Below are 14443 nucleotides of genomic sequence, written 5' to 3'. Positions count from 1 at the left end.
GATTTGCGGCATCGCTCGCACCATACTTGAGGGATGACGGCTACCCTGGCGGCGTGCGTCAGCTGATCATCGCCATCGCCCTGGTGTCTGCCCTGCTGCTCCCGGTCCGGGAGGCCGCGGCGGAGCGCGTCTATGTCTGGACCGACCGCTATGGCGTCACCCACATGAGCCAGGAACCGCCACCCCCGGGAGCCGAGGCGCGGGAGGTGCGGCTACCGGGCCGCAACACGGGGGGCGTTTCCGAGCGGGTGCAGCGCATTCGCTGCCGGGACTTCCGCGGCGCCCTGGAGCAGCTCGACGCGCTGGACGATGTCCGCCCGGACAACCGCCAGTGGCTGGCGGCGCGCGAGCGGGCCCAGCGTGGCATCGGCGAGTGGTGTGACTAGCTGGGAGTGTGCGCCGTAAAACGTCTCCCGGCTGCGAGCGCGTGAATGAGATACCCTGTTGCCTTTGCCGCCCCCATGGAGCGCCTTGATGCGCCGCCTCTGGCTGATCGACGCAAGCTACATCCACGCCAACAACCTGGCGCTGCTCGGCCCGAACCGCCGGGTCGACTACCTGAAGCTCAGACAACTGCTCGAGCAGGAGCTCGGGCCGCTGTGGCGCGGCTACTTCCTCAACGCCGTGCAGGACGAGGCCCATGAGGCGCGCGACCGCTTCCACAACTGGCTGCAGAGCGCAGCCCCCGGCGGCCCGAACCTGATCGTGAGGCTCTACGGGCTGAAGAGCGAGCGGGTGCGCAACGCCTGGTGCGCGGACTGTGGCAACAAGGTTGACGTGAGCTGCCCGCATGGCGGCAGCGGTCACACCCTGCTCAACCAGCGCCAGATGGGGGTCGATGTCGGCCTCGCCACGCTGGCGCTGATCCACCGCGAGCGCTATGACAGCCTGGTCCTCTCCTCAGGCGATGGCGATCTCATCGACGCCGTCGAGCACCTTTCGGAAAACGGCAAGGGCATCGAGCTCGCCGTGTTCTCCACCGGCGTCGCCACGGACCTGCAGGCCCGCGCGGACCGCATCGTCTGGATCGACCAGCACCTGGATGCCGTGGCCGGGCAGCCGGGGTAGTCCCGGGGCGCTCCCACCCCACCCCGCATCGCAGACGCTGCTGGCGTTTTCCGCGACGCGAGGCATGCAAATATGGCGGAGTCAGAGGCGTGAACACGTTACCCTTTGCCGGCGCCGGAAACTCCGGCACGATGCCCCGCATGCTTACTCGTTGGTTCTGCCTCGGCATCCTTTGTCTCATCCTGTCGCTGCCGGCGGGCGGGCACGAGCGCCCCGACCCCGGCAGCCTGCAGCTCGCCTCCGTGCACGCGGCCGTCGCTGTCCTCGGCGAGGACAGGCCGCTCTACGAGAAGCGTGCGGACGTGGCGGTGCCCATCGCCTCGCTCACCAAGCTCATGACCGCCTACGTGGTCCTGGAGTCCGGCGCCGCCCTGGACGAGTGGCTCACCGTGGTGCCGAGGGAACAGACACCGGCCAAGAACGCCTACTCCCGCATCCGGATCGGATCCCGCCTGCAGCGCGGGGAGCTGCTCCGGCTGGCGCTCATGTCCTCGGAGAACCTCGCGGCGCACGTCCTCGCGGCGCATCACCCCGGGGGCCGCAAGGGCTTTGTCGCGGCGATGAACGAGGCGGCCCAGCGCCTCGGCATGACGCGGTCGCGCTTCGTCGACCCGAGCGGCCTGTCGCCCGACAACCGCGCGAGCGCCCGGGACCTGCTGCGTCTGGTGAACGCCGCGCATGCCTACCCCGAGATCCGTGAGTACAGCACGACGCCGGCCCGCACCGCCCGCTTCCGCGGACCCCGCTATACGCTCGGCTATGGCAACACCAATCCGCTGGTGCATCGCGCGGGCTGGCGGGTCACGCTCAGCAAGACGGGCTATCTGAACGAGTCGGGTCGCTGCCTGGTGATGGTCGCCAACCCCGGTGGCAGGCCCCTCGCCATGGTGTTTCTGAACAGCTTCGGCTCCCGTACGCCCATTGGTGATGCGGGCCGGGTGCGCCGCTGGCTGGAGACTGGCGAGGGCGGAAGCGTGGCCGGTGCGGCCCTGGAATACGAACGCCGGCGAGCGGCGGCGCTGAAGAGCACCAGGCCCGCGGCAGAGGGGCCGGAATCGATGAGCCGGCGCTGAGGCGCCGGCTCATCGCGCAGAGGCGGACTACCTCACTCAGAGGCCAATCAACCCGCCGTCGTCCCGGGTAACGATCACCGTCGCCGGGCGCGGACGGCTATCACCGCCGTCGGGCCAGCTGCCACCGGGATGCTGCACGTTGACGAACATCGTGCGGCCATCCGGGGTCATGTCCACGCCGGTCACCTCGCAGTCCCGGGCGCCGGTGAAAAACCGCCGGATCTCACCGGTGCGTGGGTCCGCCGCCAGCATCTGGTTGTTGCCGAAGGGCTCGCTCTGATCGCCGTCGGTCTGAATCCAGAGCACACCGTTCGGATCGAACCAGAGCCCGTCCGGGCTGTTGAACACGTTGCTGGCATCGAGCGGCTGGCCGTTGAAGATCCGGCTGTTGTCCGGCGGCCCTGCCACCACGAACAGATCCCACTCGAAGCGGGTGGCGTGGTGCTCGCCCTCCGCCTCCCGCCAGCGGATGATCTGCCCGTAGGCATTCGGCCCGCGCGGATTGGCGGCGTTGGTCTGGTCCGGCTCCCGCTCGCTGTTGTTGGTGAGCGTCATGTAGACCTCGCCGGTCTGGGGATTCACCGTACCCCATTCCGGCCGGTCCATCTTCGTGGCGCCGACCACATCTGCGGCAGTGCGGGTATTCACCAGCACATCCGCCTGGTCCGCGAACGTCACGCCCGCCTCGCGGGCGGCAGCGCGAAACCGCGGATCCTCGAAGTCCAGGGCAACCCACTCGCCGGTGCCGTCGTCGTGGAAGCGGGCGACGTACAGCGTGCCCTCGTCCAGCAGCGCACCGCTTGCGGTACGCGGGTTGTAGGGCTCGCGGGTCACGAACTTGTAGATGTACTCGAACCGGGCATCGTCGCCCATATACACGGTCAGCGGCCGGCCGGTGACCGGGGGTGCCATCCAGGCCCCCTCGTGGCGAAACCGCCCGAGCGCCGTGCGCTTGACCGGTATGCCCTCCGGGTCCATCGGGTCGATCTCCACGACCCAGCCGAAGGTGTTCGGCTCGTTGCGGTAGTCGGCGGTGGCCTCCTCACCCCGGGGGGTGGCATCAAAGCGCGCAAACTCATCGATGTCCCGCACGCTCTCCCAGCCATACCGGGTCTTCTCCGCGGCCACACCATAGCGGGCATGTTCACGCGGCTGCTCGCCGGTGTTCAGGAAGTAGCCGTGGAAGTTCTCCTCGCAGGTGAGGTAGGTGCCCCACGGCGTATACCCGTTGGCGCAGTTATTGACGGTGCCGCGGGTGCGCGTGCCCTCGGGGCTGAAGCGCGTGCGCAGCAGCGCAGAGCCGCGAGCCGGCCCGGCGATCTCCATCGGCGTGCTGGCGGTAATCCGTCGGTTGAGGGTGCCGCGCACCACCTCCCAGGAACGGCTGCCGGGATTGCGCCGGATCTCCACGACGGAAACCCCGTGGGCGGCGATTTCCTTGCGTACCTCGTCCGCGACGGTGCGCACCCCGTCCTCCACGGTGGGGCCGTTCGGATGCAGGTCCGAGGGCTGGATGTACTCATGGTTGATGCACAGCACGCCGTGATGGCTCTCGGAACTGGCGCCATCGAGGGGGAAGTAGTGCATGCCGTCGTGGTTGTAACCCACCTGGCATTCCTGGTCGGCCCCGCTGTTGCCGCCGCCATCCCGATAAGCCGGGAAATGGCCGCAGATCGGCGTGCCCCAGGGCAGGAAGGCCTGCGCCCGGTAACCGCGGGGCACCTGCACCCGATACTCGAAGTCCACCGGGATTGCCTCGAAGCCAAGCAGCGGCGCGGCGGCATGGTCAGCGCCGGGCGCCGTGGCCGCGCGGGCCAGTGCCGGCAGGCCCGAGCCGACGACCAGTCCGGCCACCACGGCATTCAGGCTGCCGCGCAGGACATCCCGCCGTGAGCAACGGCGCTCAAGCACTTCCGCGAAGGTCGGGTTCGTGGAGGGGTTGTCCACGGGCTCGTTGGGATCACTGTTGGACTCGGGTTCCGGGCGATAGGCGGAAGGGGCGCGGGGATCGACAGCACTCACGGGGCACCTCCGATGCAACGTTGTGGATGGAGCCATTCCAAACTACCGCCGCATGGAGTCAGTTTTGTTGCAGCACGAGCCCGGCGCACACCGTTCGTCGGCATCCGGGGTGCGCCGCGGGCGCCCCCGCCCGCGGCGTCGATCGGCTTCAGGCGTCGGCGTCCTTGTCCTCATCCGCCGGAAGCCCCGGGTGTGCCAGCGGCGCCGCCTGATCGAGGCGGGGGTGGTTCTCGCGAAAGCGGCGCGCCAGCGTGCCCGGCTCGGTCTCCGCCCGGTCCAGTGCCTGCAGCGCCCGGGCGACGCCGTGAATTGCTGCGATGACGTCCCGCGTGCAGCCGCTTTCCGAGATGGTATGCATGTTGCGGATGGGGAAGCCCACCGAGGTGGCCGCGCAGTCAACGTTGCCGAGCACGCCCGCCATGCCGTCGGTACCGGTGTCCACCCCGACCACGTCCCGTTGCATCGGGATGCCGTGTTCCCTGGCGGTGGCCTCGATGATGCTGTTCAGCTGCTCGCTGACGACGGAGCCGACACTCAGGGTGAAGCCCTTGCCCATCTCCAGCGGGCAGAATCGCTTGTCGGCGACGCCCGGCGCGGCGCTGAAGTCGTGGTTCACATCCACGCCGACGATGGCGTCCGGTGCCATCTCCCCGGCCAGCACCCGGCTGCCGAAGCGGCCGATCTCCTCGTAGGTGGCAACGGTGAAGAGCATGCGGATGTTCTCGGCCCCGCCCCATTCGGCGATCATGCGCGCGGTCTCGGCGGTGACGAAGCAGCCGAGGCCGTTATCCAGGTAGGCGCCATAGAAGCTGTCCGGCCCGAAGCCGCGGCGAATGGGCCGATTCAGGAGGATGCTGTCGCCGGGTCGGATACCGAGGTCCTCCACCTGCTTCTTCTTTTTCGGGCCGGTCAGCTGCAGCTCCAGGTAGAGCTGCTCCTTTTTCACGCCCTTCTCACCGGTGCGCACGCTCTGGTCGGCGAAGTGGATGGCGCCGAGCGCCTCTACCGTGCCGCCCTCGATGCGGCGGTAGCGGCCGGGCTGCTCCGGATCCTCGCTGAACAGCACCACCTCATGCCCAATCAGCGTGGTGGGCAGGAAGGAGTCGCTGTTGATCCAGATCTTGCCGTCCTCGCCGATGCTGCGCACCTGCATGCGGATCTTGTCGGCGTGTCCGATGACCATGACCTTGAACAGGTCGTCGCGCCCCGGATGGGTATCCAGGATCACGCCGGCGTGGCCCTTGAACTGCTGCACCGCCCAGCCTGACGGTGCGAAGCTCTCGAAATAGGGCTTGAGCACGCCCAGCGTCATGGCGCCTTCGATACCAATGGGGCTCGGTGCCGCCAGGATGTCGTGCATGAGCTGGAACTGGCCCTCCGGCATGGGCTGGTTCCAGGGGGCGTCGTTCTCGGCCATGGTGGCTTCTCCCGTGTTCAAGTGTGGTCAATCGGGCATCAGGATAACGCGCCGCCGCCGTCGATGGCTCGGAAGGCGGCGATGGCGATGGTGTTGAGCAGGCCGTGGGCGATGATCAGCGGCCAGAGCGTCTGCCAGCGCAGGTAGAGCAGCGCCAGCACGACCCCGATCAGCGCCGTCTGGGCGACCCCGAAGGCCCCCTGGTAGGCATGCCCCAGGCCGAACAGCAGCGAGGACAGCAGCACCGGTGGCCAGCGGCCGGGCAGCAGGCGACGGCAGCGGGCAAGCAGGAAGCCCCGGGCCATCACCTCCTCATAGAAGCCCACGAAGAACATCACCGCGGCCACGCCGGCCATGGGCACGCTCCCCGCCATGAGCTGGGCAACGCCGCCTAGGCGCTGCTGATGATCCGCGAGCACCTCCGGGGCCAGCCAGTCAGCCGCCAGCGCCACCGTCGCGTTCAGCGCGAACACCAGCGCCAGCGCGCCGAGACCGCGCAGGACATCCACCGGGCGCGGCGGCACCAGGCCGAGCCCCCGCCAGCCCTCGCCGCGCCAGTGCAGCAGCGCGCGCAGACCCAGCAGGATGATCACCCCCTGCACCAGGGCAAGCGTAAGCAGCGGCAGGCCGAGCGTGCCGAACAGCCAGCCGCCGAGCAGACTCGCCAGCAGGCCGGCGGCAAGCGTGAGCATCACTCCGAGGGTGACGTCCAGCAGCGCGCTCCAGCGGCTCATGCGCGGGCTCCCGGCAGTGCGGCGCCTGGCGTCCGCGGGCGCAGGATTCGGGTGGCGCCGGCGCATGGGCGCGTTACCCTGCCGCCATGGACACCGCAACGACCCCCCACGACGCCGCGGTCGCCGCCCGCCCGGAGGATTTCCGCCGGGTGGTGGCCGCCCTCGCCTATCTGGAGCAACACTGGCGCGAGCAGCCGGCGCTGGAGACCGTAGCGGCAGCGGTGCACCTCAGTCCGGCTCACTTCCAGCGCCTGTTCCAGCGCTGGGCGGGGATCTCGCCGAAACGCTTCCTGCAGTTCCTCACCGTGGAGCACACCCGTGCCCGCCTGCGCGCCGGGCGCAGCGTGCTGGAGGCGGCACTGGATGGCGGGCTCTCCGGACCCTCGCGGCTGCATGACCTGATTCTCGCCAGCGACGGCATGACGCCCGGGCGCTACCGCACTGGCGGCCGCGGGCTCAGCCTGCGCGTGGGCTGCCACGACAGCCCGTTCGGCCGTGTGCTGATCGCCCTGGCGCCCGAGGGCATCTGCCATCTCGAGTTCGCCGACGACCAGGCCGCGGCCCTGGCGGATCTGCGCCGAGCCTACCCGGCAGCGCGGCTCGACACGGATGCGCGGGCCACCGGTGCCGTGGCCGCCGCGCTGGACGGCTCGGCGCCGCCGCCCTGCGCTCTCGCCCCCCGCGGCACGAACTTCGAGCTCAGCGTCTGGCGGGCGCTGCTGGCGCTGCCGCCGGGCACGCTCGCCAGCTACGGCGATATCGCACGGTTCATCGGTCGCCCGCGGGCAAACCGCGCCGTGGGGCGGGCGGTGGGCGCCAATCCCATAGCGCTGCTGATCCCGTGCCATCGCGTGGTTCGCGCCAGCGGCGTGCTCGGCGAGTACGCCGGCGGCGCCCTGCGCAAGCGCGCGCTGGTGGGCTGGGAGGCCGCCCGGTACGGCGGCGCACCGGCGGATCCACCGTTCAGCCATCGGCCAGCAGCTCCGCCAGCCCTCTGACGACCCGGTCGGGGCGCAGCTCCGGGGGCAGCCCAGGGCTGGCGCCGTCTGCCGCCACCAGCACCGCGGCGATGCCAGCCCGGCGGGCCCCGGCGATGTCCGTGGCCGGCGTATCCCCGACCATCACCGCCGCCTCCCGGGGCGCGCCCTCGAGGGCGGCCTCGAACATCGCCGGCGAGGGCTTGCCGATCACTTCCGCCTCGCGGCCCGACGCGTAACGCAGCGCGGCGACGATGGCGCCCGTGGCGGGGGCCGGGCCCTCCGGCGTGGGAAAGACCGCGTCGGCATTGGTGGCAACGAACGCCGCACCGCGGTGCAGCAGGCGCACGCCAAGGCGCAGGTCCGCGTAGCCAATGCCGTCGTCGCAGCCCACCACCAGGGCCTCCGCGGAGTCATCGCTCACCAGAGCCAGGCCAGCCGCCGCGATCTCCTCGCGCAGCCCGTCACTGCCGATCACGGCCACCCGCTCCAGGCCCCGGCCGCGCAGCGTCCGGGCCGTCGCCCAGCCGGAGGTCACCATGTCCTTCGCCTCGGCGGGGATGCCGTAGCGCTCCAGCCGCGCCGCCGCCGCCGCGCGGGTGGGCAGCGGGTCGTTGGTGAGGAAACGCACGCGGCAGCCCCGGCGACGCAGGGTCTCGACGGCCTCCGGCGCGCCCGGCAGCGGCGCATCGCCCACATAGACGACCCCGTCCAGATCCAGCAGCCAGTGGCGGAAAACGCGACTCATGCAGACTCCTTGCAATGGCAACGGCGCGCGGCCGGGCGATCCGGTATGGTAACGGCGCCTAGCCTGCAGGAGACTGCATGAACGCCACTCTGTTCCTGATCGCCGTCACCGCCGCCGTGTCCTGGTATGCCTGGCAGCGGCCGGACTGGCTCGATCGGCTGATCTACTGGCCGCCTGCGGTCGCCCGGGGCGAGTGGTGGCGGCTGCTGACCCACGGCCTGGTGCACGCCGACGGCGCCCACCTCGTGTTCAACATGGTGACGCTGTACTTCTTTGGCAGCACCATGGAGCGGGTGCTGGCGCCGCGCATCGGCATCGAGGGGTTCGTGCTCTTCTACGCCGCCGGCATCGTGGTCGCGATGCTGCCCAGCCACTTCCGCCACCGGCGCGACCCGGGCTACCGCAGCCTCGGCGCCTCCGGGGCAGTCTCTGCGATGCTCTTTGCCTACATCCTGCTGGCGCCCTGGAGCACGCTGCTGGTGTTCGTGGTGCCGGTGCCGGCGATCATCTTCGCTGCCGCCTATGTCGCCTACTCGGTGTACGCCGAGCGTCAGGGGCAGGACGCCATCAACCACAGCGCCCACCTCTGGGGCGGTGCCTGGGGCGTGGCCTTCAATGCTGCTGCTGGAGCCGCGGCTGCTGCCCCGCTTCCTCGCCGAGCTGCTGTCGCCGCCGTTCCTCTGAGCGCCCCTGGCTCGCATATCTCACCGGTTCGCGGCTGCGGGCGCGGACCGGTGAGATATGCGGGCTAGCCGCGGCCGATGAAGGGCATCTTGGTGGCCATGACGGTCATGAACTGGACGTTGGCCTCCAGCGGCAGCCCCGCCATGTAGCGGACCGCCTCGGCCACGTGCGCGACATCCATTACCGGCTCGGCGCGCACGCTGCCGTCCGCCTGCGGCACGCCCTCCGGCATGCGCGCGGTCATCTCGGTGGCGGCGTTGCCGATGTCGATCTGCCCGCAGGCAATGTCGAACGGCCGCCCATCCAGGGAAAGCGTGCGCGTCAGCCCCGTGATGGCGTGCTTGGTCGCGGTATAGGCCGCCGAGCCCGGGCGCGGCGCGTGGGCGGAGATGGAGCCGTTGTTGATGATGCGCCCGCCCTGGGGCGACTGCCGGCGCATCAGACCGAAGGCGCCACGGGCGCAGAGGAAGGCGCCGTTGAGGTTGACGTCCACCACCGTCTTCCATTGCGCCCAGTCGAGCTCGTCCACCGTGCAGCCCGGTGCCATGGCCCCGGCGTTGTTGAACAGGACATCCAGCCGTCCGAAGCGGGCGCGAATCTGCTCGAACAGCGCGTCCACCGCGTCAGGGTCCGAGACGTCGGTGGGTGCCACCAGCACCCGCTCCGCCTCCACCCCGCGCGCAGTCTCTTCCAGCGGCGCCCGCCGCCGGCCCGCGAGCACCGTCGCGTAACCGTCGGCCAGCAGTGCCCGGGTTACCGCGCGGCCGAGGCCGGTGCCGGCGCCGGTGATGAGTGCAACCTTAGCGGTCATGGGTTCAGCCTCCATGTTGGCTCAGTCGTGCCGGCCGGCTCGGCGGCGCAGATCGGCATAGGCAGCATCGCTCACCGCGATGCCGTCGCGAGCGATGCGCTCGCGGGCGGCCAGCCGCCGCGCCCCCGGCAGCCGCGTGCCGGGCTCGGCTGCCACCGCGCCCAGCAAATGCTCCAGGCGCTCCGCGAAGTCCCCGGCTCCGCCAAACGCCGCCGGATCCAGCACCAGGAAGAGCTGTCCCACCCGCGGCGGATCGCCCTCGGCGGTGAAGAACGACCCGGCCTCGAAGCCGAAGCGCGAGCCGGTCAGCGCCCCGGCGAGGATCTCCACCATCAGCGCCAGGGCGGAGCCCTTGGCCTCCCCCAGTGGCACCATACTACCGGCAAGCGCGGCTTCCGGGTCCGTGGTCGGCTGGCCGTCGGCATCCAGGGCCCAGCCCTCGGGGATGGCCTGCCCCTCGCGCTGCGCCAGCATGATCTTGCCGCGGGCCACCCGGCTCAGGGAGAGATCCATCACCAGCGGCGCCTGACCCGCCCTCGGCGCGGCAAACGCGATGGGATTGGTGCCGAACAGCGGCCGCCGCCCGCCCCAAGGCGCCATGGCCGCCGGCGTGTTGCCGAAGGCGATACCGATGCAGCCGGCCTCGGCGATGCGCTCGACATGATGCCCGGCGACGCCGAAGTGGTGAGAATTGCCGACTCCGACCGCGACGATGCCCTGCTCGCCGACCCGCGCCAGCGCGGTCTCCAGCCCGCGCTCGATGGCCAGGTAGGCGAAGCCGTCCGCCGCGTCGACGTTGACCACGGCGCCGGCCGCTTCCACCTTGGGCTCGGCCTGGCCGTCAACCTTGCCGCTCGCAGCCTGGTCGGCATAGAACGCAACGCGGGAGAGGCCGTGGGAGGCGAGCTCATCGCACTCCGCTGCCACCAGCGCGCGGGCCACCGCTGCGGCGCCATCGGCCCGGACGTTGACACGTTCCAGGGCGGCCGTGACGAGCTCGCGCAGTTCCTCGGGGGTGCAATGCCTGGTCATGGCCGACGCTCCTCCAGTACCCGGCGGACATTCTCGGCGGTCACCCGGCTTACGCGCACGTTGGACTCCCGGGTAACGCCCGCGATGTGCGGCGTCAGCACCAGATTGGGGACATCCGCCAGCACCGAGCCCGCCGGCAGCGGCTCCTGCTCGAAGACATCCAGCAGCGCCCCGCCGAGCCGTCCGGCGTGCAGTGCCTCCGCCACGGCGGCCTCATCCACGACGCCGCCACGGGCGGCATTGATCAGGACCGCTCCGGCCGGCATCCGCGTCAGCGCCGTCGCATCGATGAGGTGATGGGTATCGGCGGTATACGGCACGTGCAGGCTCACCACGTCGCTTGCGGCGAGCAGCGCCTCGAGGGAGTCCGCACGTTCGGCGAGCTGCCCCCAGGCGGCGTCATCGGCGGCGACGAACGGATCATGGGCGAGCACATGCATCCCCAGCGGGCGCGCGCGCTCGGCGGTCGCTCGCGCGATGCCGCCGAACCCTATCAGCCCGAGGGTGGTACCGCCGGTCTCGCGGCCGCTCAGTGCCTGCCGCGGCCATTCCCCGGCCGCGACCCGATCGGTGGCATGGTAGGCGCCGCGCAGGAGCATCATGGCCCCGGTGATGACGTACTCGGCCACGGCAACGTCATTGGCCCCTGTCGCCGGGAGTACGGCAATGTTGCGCTCCCGGCAGGCCTCCACGGCGATGTTGTCCAGCCCGACGCCCAGCCGACCGACGGCGCAGAGCCGCGGGCAGGCCGCCAGCAGCTCCGCGGTTACCTGGGTGCGGTTGCGCACGATCAGCGCGCGGGCCTCGGCGGCCGCCGTGGCGATGGCCTCGGGCCGGCTCACCAGCTCCGGATCGTAGAGGACGTCGTGGTCCGCGGCGAGGTCCGCCACGGCCTGCTCGTCCATGAATTCGGTGATGACAATCTCGGCCATCGGGCTCTCCAGGGGTATGAGGTGGGTCGGCAGCGCCGGCAGAAGGATGTCTAAAATTATGTCTTATATATAACCTAGCGACAAACTCACCCCATTTTGCCTCTCTGGGGTAATCTAGCCTGCACAGCCGCAGGCAATTTTGGAACGATGAGCCATGACCAGCGCCGGAAACGCCAACGCACCCGCCTTCCGTCCGCTCTATCTGCAGATGAAGGAGACGCTGACCCAGCGCCTCGCCGCGGGCGAATGGCTTCCCGGCGCGCTGCTGCCGAGCGAAACGGCGCTGGCCCGGGAGTACGGCGTCAGCCAGGGCACGATCCGCAAGGCCCTGGACGCCATGGCGGCGGAGCGGCTGGTGGTAAGGCACCAGGGCCGAGGCACCGAGGTGGCCCGCCACACCACCGAGCGCTCCCTGTTCCAGTTCTGGCACCTCTACGGCAGCGACGGCCGCCGCCAGCTGCCCACCTCCCGCGTGCTGGAATGCCGGCGCGGGCGGGCGCGCAGCGCCGAGGCGGAGACGCTGAACCTGGAGCGGGGTGCACCCGTGGTGCGCATCTTCCGCCTGCGCTACCTCGGCAACCGCCCCACCCTGCTCGAGTGGATCACCGTGTCGGCCGAGCGCTTTCCGGGCCTCGAGCGCTTCGGTCAACAGCTCCCCAACGCCGTCTACGAGCTCTACCAGCGCGAGTACCGGGTCACGGTCCAGCGCGCCAGCGAAGAGCTTCGGGCCGTCGCCGCGGACGCTGACGACGCGCGGCACCTCGGCATCGAGAAGGGCGCGCCGCTGCTGGAAATCCGGCGCACCGCCATCGATCTCGAGAACCAGCCGGTGGAGATGCGGGTGAGCCGCTGCGACACGGCACATCATCACTATCTCAACGAGCTCGTCTAGGCCCAAGCCCGCATGTCTCACCGATTGCCGTGAATCGGTGAGACATGCGGGCTAGAACAGCGAGGCCTCCGGCAGCGGCACGTTCAGGGCCACGGCGAACAGTCCATAGAAGCCGCCGATGATGGCGATGGACGTGATCGCGTAGATGACCACCCGGCGGGGGCTCCAGGCGTCGTAGTTGCCGACGAGGATCATGCCGAAGAAGCCCAGCCCGCCGGCCACCAGGAACCCCAGCCAGGGCAGTGCCGCGATCCAGCCCAGCATGACGGCCACCAGCAGCGCCCGTCGGGCCCAGGACCCCTCGTCGCCCCGCGGCAGCTTGCCGGGCGGGCGGAACAGGTTCTGGGCGATATAGCCAAGCGAGAAGACGATCAGCGCCGTGGCGATGGTGCGCGGAAACACCGCGCCCAGAGGCGAGAAATCCCCCGAGCTGGCGAGGGCGATCACGCCCACGCCCACGAACGCGACGGCATAGGCCATGCCGTGCCAGTCCCGGCCGGCGCGGGTCTCAGTCGTCATTGGCGATGCCCTCCCGGAGCGGGCGACCGCGGCGCCGCAGCGCGGCGATCAGAGGATAGAGGGTGGCGACCACGATGAGCGCGATGATCACCATGGAGATGGGGCGGCCGAAGAAGGTCTCGAACACCGCGCCGCGCGCGTTGCCGATGAGATAGCCCTGGACGAATCCCTGCTCGGCGATCGGCCCGAGAATGAGCCCGAGCACGATGGGTGAGGGCTTGAAGCCGCCCCGGCTCAGGAACCAGCCGATCACGCCCAGCACCAGCATGATCAGCACATCCCAGGTGTTGTTGCGGATGGCGTAGGTGCCGATCACCGTCATGAAGGCAATGGTGGGCGCCAGGATCGCCTTCGGAATGGTGATGATGGACTGATAGGCGTAGCGCCCGATCACCAGCCCAAGGGGGAACAGCAGCAGCGTCGCGATAAGCAGGCCGAAGATGAACGTGTAGGAGATCGCCGCGTTCTCGTTGAACAGCTCCGGGCCGGTGCGAATGCCCTGCACCAGCAGCGCGCCGAGGATCACGGCATCCGGCGGCGTGCCGGGAATGCCGAGCACCAGCGTGGGGATGAAGCCGCCGCCCACGGTGGCGTTGTTGGCGGATTCGGTAGCCAGGATGCCGTCCGGCTCGCCCTTGCCGAAGTTCTCCCGCCGCGGCGAGGCGCGGCGCGCCTCGGTGTAGGACACGAGGCTCGCGATGGAGCCGCCCGCCCCGGGCAGGATCGCGACGATGGTGCCGATCACGGCGCTGCGCACGAGGTTGAGCTTGCTGCGCAGCGCGAGCCCCATGGCCTCGCGCAGCCGGAAGCCGCGCGGCCTGCCCTCGCCCACGTTCAGATGCGGGTCCGGGGTGGCCACGAGATCGATCAGCACCGGGATGCAGTAGAGGCCGATCAGCGCCGAGATGATCTCCACGCCGCCGAGCATCACGCTCGAGCCGAAGGTATAGCGCACGTCACCGCCGACCACCGCCACGCCCACGGTGGAGAGCAGCAGACCGAACGCGGCGCCGATGAAGCCCTTGAGCGTGGCGCCCTCCGACAGGGCGGAGATGAGTGTCAGCCCGAACACGGCTAGCCAGAAGTACTCCACCGAGCCGAACTTGAGCGCAATGGTGGCCAGCGTCGGCGCCAGCGTGAGCAGCGCGAGCGCGCCCACCAGGCCGCCGACCACCGAAGAGATGGTGGCCAGCGTGACTGCGAGGTCACCGTCGCCGCGCTTGGCCATGGGAAAGCCGTCGAACGTCGTGGCGATGGCCGACGGCGTTCCCGGCGTATTGACCAGAATGGCGGAGTAGGCGCCGCCGTAGATCGCGCCGGTGTAGATGGCGCCGAGCATGATCAGCCCCGAGGCGGGCTCCATGCCGAAGGTCACCGGCACCAGGACCGCCACCGCCATGGTGGCCGAGAGGCCCGGCAGCGCGCCGATGACGATGCCGGCCGTCACCCCGACGAAGGCCAGCAGGAAGTTGAACGGCGTCAGCGCCGCGAACAGGAATCCCCAGGACATCGGTCAGCTCCTGCAGCCGCCGCC

General features: G+C 70.1%; 14 protein-coding genes and 1 pseudogene. 6 read left to right on the top strand and 9 right to left on the bottom strand.

The window, feature by feature from the left end; translation table 11 throughout:
* The first annotated feature begins 53 nt into the window (after nucleotides 1-53).
* The 3 genes from LMH63_RS10905 (at nucleotide 54) to pbpG (ending at nucleotide 2141) form a co-directional block, all read left to right on the top strand.
* Nucleotides 54-386, top strand: coding sequence for a DUF4124 domain-containing protein (locus LMH63_RS10905; RefSeq protein ID WP_158280269.1), 333 nt, complete (start codon nucleotides 54-56; stop codon nucleotides 384-386).
* 88 nt (nucleotides 387-474) lie between these two features.
* The gene (locus LMH63_RS10900) at nucleotides 475-1068 is read left to right on the top strand and encodes an NYN domain-containing protein (protein WP_109675542.1); all 594 of its coding nucleotides are present in this window, start codon (nucleotides 475-477) and stop codon (nucleotides 1066-1068) included.
* Between the two features lie 140 nt (nucleotides 1069-1208).
* Complete coding sequence (pbpG, locus tag LMH63_RS10895; RefSeq protein ID WP_109675752.1) at nucleotides 1209-2141, top strand: D-alanyl-D-alanine endopeptidase; 933 nt, start codon at nucleotides 1209-1211, stop codon at nucleotides 2139-2141.
* Nucleotides 2142-2177: 36 nt separating this feature from the next.
* Here the strand turns inward: pbpG and LMH63_RS10890 are convergent, their stop codons facing one another.
* The 3 genes from LMH63_RS10890 to LMH63_RS10880 all read right to left on the bottom strand — a co-directional run bounded on the left by LMH63_RS10890 (nucleotide 2178) and on the right by LMH63_RS10880 (nucleotide 6314).
* Complete coding sequence (locus tag LMH63_RS10890) at nucleotides 2178-4163, bottom strand: PhoX family protein (protein WP_229332562.1); 1986 nt, start codon at nucleotides 4161-4163, stop codon at nucleotides 2178-2180.
* A gap of 148 nt (nucleotides 4164-4311) precedes the next feature.
* Nucleotides 4312-5580, bottom strand: a complete 1269-nt coding sequence (locus LMH63_RS10885; RefSeq protein ID WP_109675538.1) for a peptidase M42 — start codon at nucleotides 5578-5580, stop codon at nucleotides 4312-4314.
* 38 nt (nucleotides 5581-5618) lie between these two features.
* Nucleotides 5619-6314: a CPBP family intramembrane glutamic endopeptidase gene (locus tag LMH63_RS10880; RefSeq protein WP_109675537.1), complete on the bottom strand. Its 696-nt coding sequence runs from the start codon at nucleotides 6312-6314 to the stop codon at nucleotides 5619-5621.
* Between the two features lie 86 nt (nucleotides 6315-6400).
* Here LMH63_RS10880 and LMH63_RS10875 point away from each other — a divergent pair, with 86 nt between their 5' ends.
* Nucleotides 6401-7312, top strand: coding sequence for a methylated-DNA--[protein]-cysteine S-methyltransferase (locus LMH63_RS10875; protein WP_109675534.1), 912 nt, complete (start codon nucleotides 6401-6403; stop codon nucleotides 7310-7312).
* Here the strand turns inward: LMH63_RS10875 and LMH63_RS10870 are convergent.
* Complete coding sequence (locus LMH63_RS10870; protein WP_109675532.1) at nucleotides 7278-8039, bottom strand: HAD-IIA family hydrolase; 762 nt, start codon at nucleotides 8037-8039, stop codon at nucleotides 7278-7280. The two genes, LMH63_RS10875 and LMH63_RS10870, sit on opposite strands and share 35 nt — an antisense overlap.
* Before the next feature lie 77 nt (nucleotides 8040-8116).
* Here LMH63_RS10870 and LMH63_RS10865 point away from each other — a divergent pair.
* Nucleotides 8117-8723, top strand: a pseudogene (locus LMH63_RS10865) (rhomboid family intramembrane serine protease).
* A 64-nt stretch (nucleotides 8724-8787) separates the two neighbouring features.
* On the opposite strand, the gene LMH63_RS10860 reads toward LMH63_RS10865, so the two are convergent.
* Genes LMH63_RS10860 through LMH63_RS10850 form a run of 3 tightly spaced genes read right to left on the bottom strand, consistent with a single transcriptional unit; the run spans nucleotide 8788 to nucleotide 11498 of the window.
* The gene (locus LMH63_RS10860) at nucleotides 8788-9534 is read right to left on the bottom strand and encodes an SDR family oxidoreductase (protein WP_109675530.1); all 747 of its coding nucleotides are present in this window, start codon (nucleotides 9532-9534) and stop codon (nucleotides 8788-8790) included.
* Between the two features lie 21 nt (nucleotides 9535-9555).
* On the bottom strand, nucleotides 9556-10566 hold the full coding sequence (locus LMH63_RS10855) for an Ldh family oxidoreductase (RefSeq protein ID WP_109675528.1): 1011 nt from the start codon (nucleotides 10564-10566) through the stop codon (nucleotides 9556-9558).
* Nucleotides 10563-11498 carry a hydroxyacid dehydrogenase gene (locus LMH63_RS10850; RefSeq protein ID WP_109675526.1) on the bottom strand — a complete coding sequence of 312 codons (936 nt, stop codon included), beginning with the start codon at nucleotides 11496-11498 and terminating at the stop codon, nucleotides 10563-10565. Before LMH63_RS10850 ends, LMH63_RS10855 begins: the two co-directional genes overlap by 4 nt.
* Before the next feature lie 154 nt (nucleotides 11499-11652).
* Between LMH63_RS10850 and LMH63_RS10845 the strand changes: the two genes are divergently transcribed.
* Nucleotides 11653-12390: a GntR family transcriptional regulator gene (locus tag LMH63_RS10845; protein WP_109675524.1), complete on the top strand. Its 738-nt coding sequence runs from the start codon at nucleotides 11653-11655 to the stop codon at nucleotides 12388-12390.
* Nucleotides 12391-12441: 51 nt separating this feature from the next.
* On the opposite strand, the gene LMH63_RS10840 is transcribed toward LMH63_RS10845, so the two are convergent.
* Together LMH63_RS10840 and LMH63_RS10835 are read right to left on the bottom strand one after the other, a co-directional pair.
* The gene (locus LMH63_RS10840; RefSeq protein ID WP_109675522.1) at nucleotides 12442-12909 is read right to left on the bottom strand and encodes a tripartite tricarboxylate transporter TctB family protein; all 468 of its coding nucleotides are present in this window, start codon (nucleotides 12907-12909) and stop codon (nucleotides 12442-12444) included.
* A complete protein-coding gene (locus tag LMH63_RS10835; protein WP_109675520.1) occupies nucleotides 12899-14419 on the bottom strand; it encodes a tripartite tricarboxylate transporter permease in 1521 nt (506 codons plus the stop codon). Before LMH63_RS10835 ends, LMH63_RS10840 begins: the two co-directional genes overlap by 11 nt.
* Between the last annotated feature and the right edge of the window lie 24 nt (nucleotides 14420-14443).

The organism is Spiribacter halobius (genome assembly GCF_020883455.1).
In the GTDB taxonomy this organism is placed as follows: domain Bacteria; phylum Pseudomonadota; class Gammaproteobacteria; order Nitrococcales; family Nitrococcaceae; genus Sediminicurvatus; species Sediminicurvatus halobius.
The sequence above is the reverse complement of the archived record's forward strand: the minus strand, read 5'-3'. Positions and strand labels throughout refer to the sequence as shown.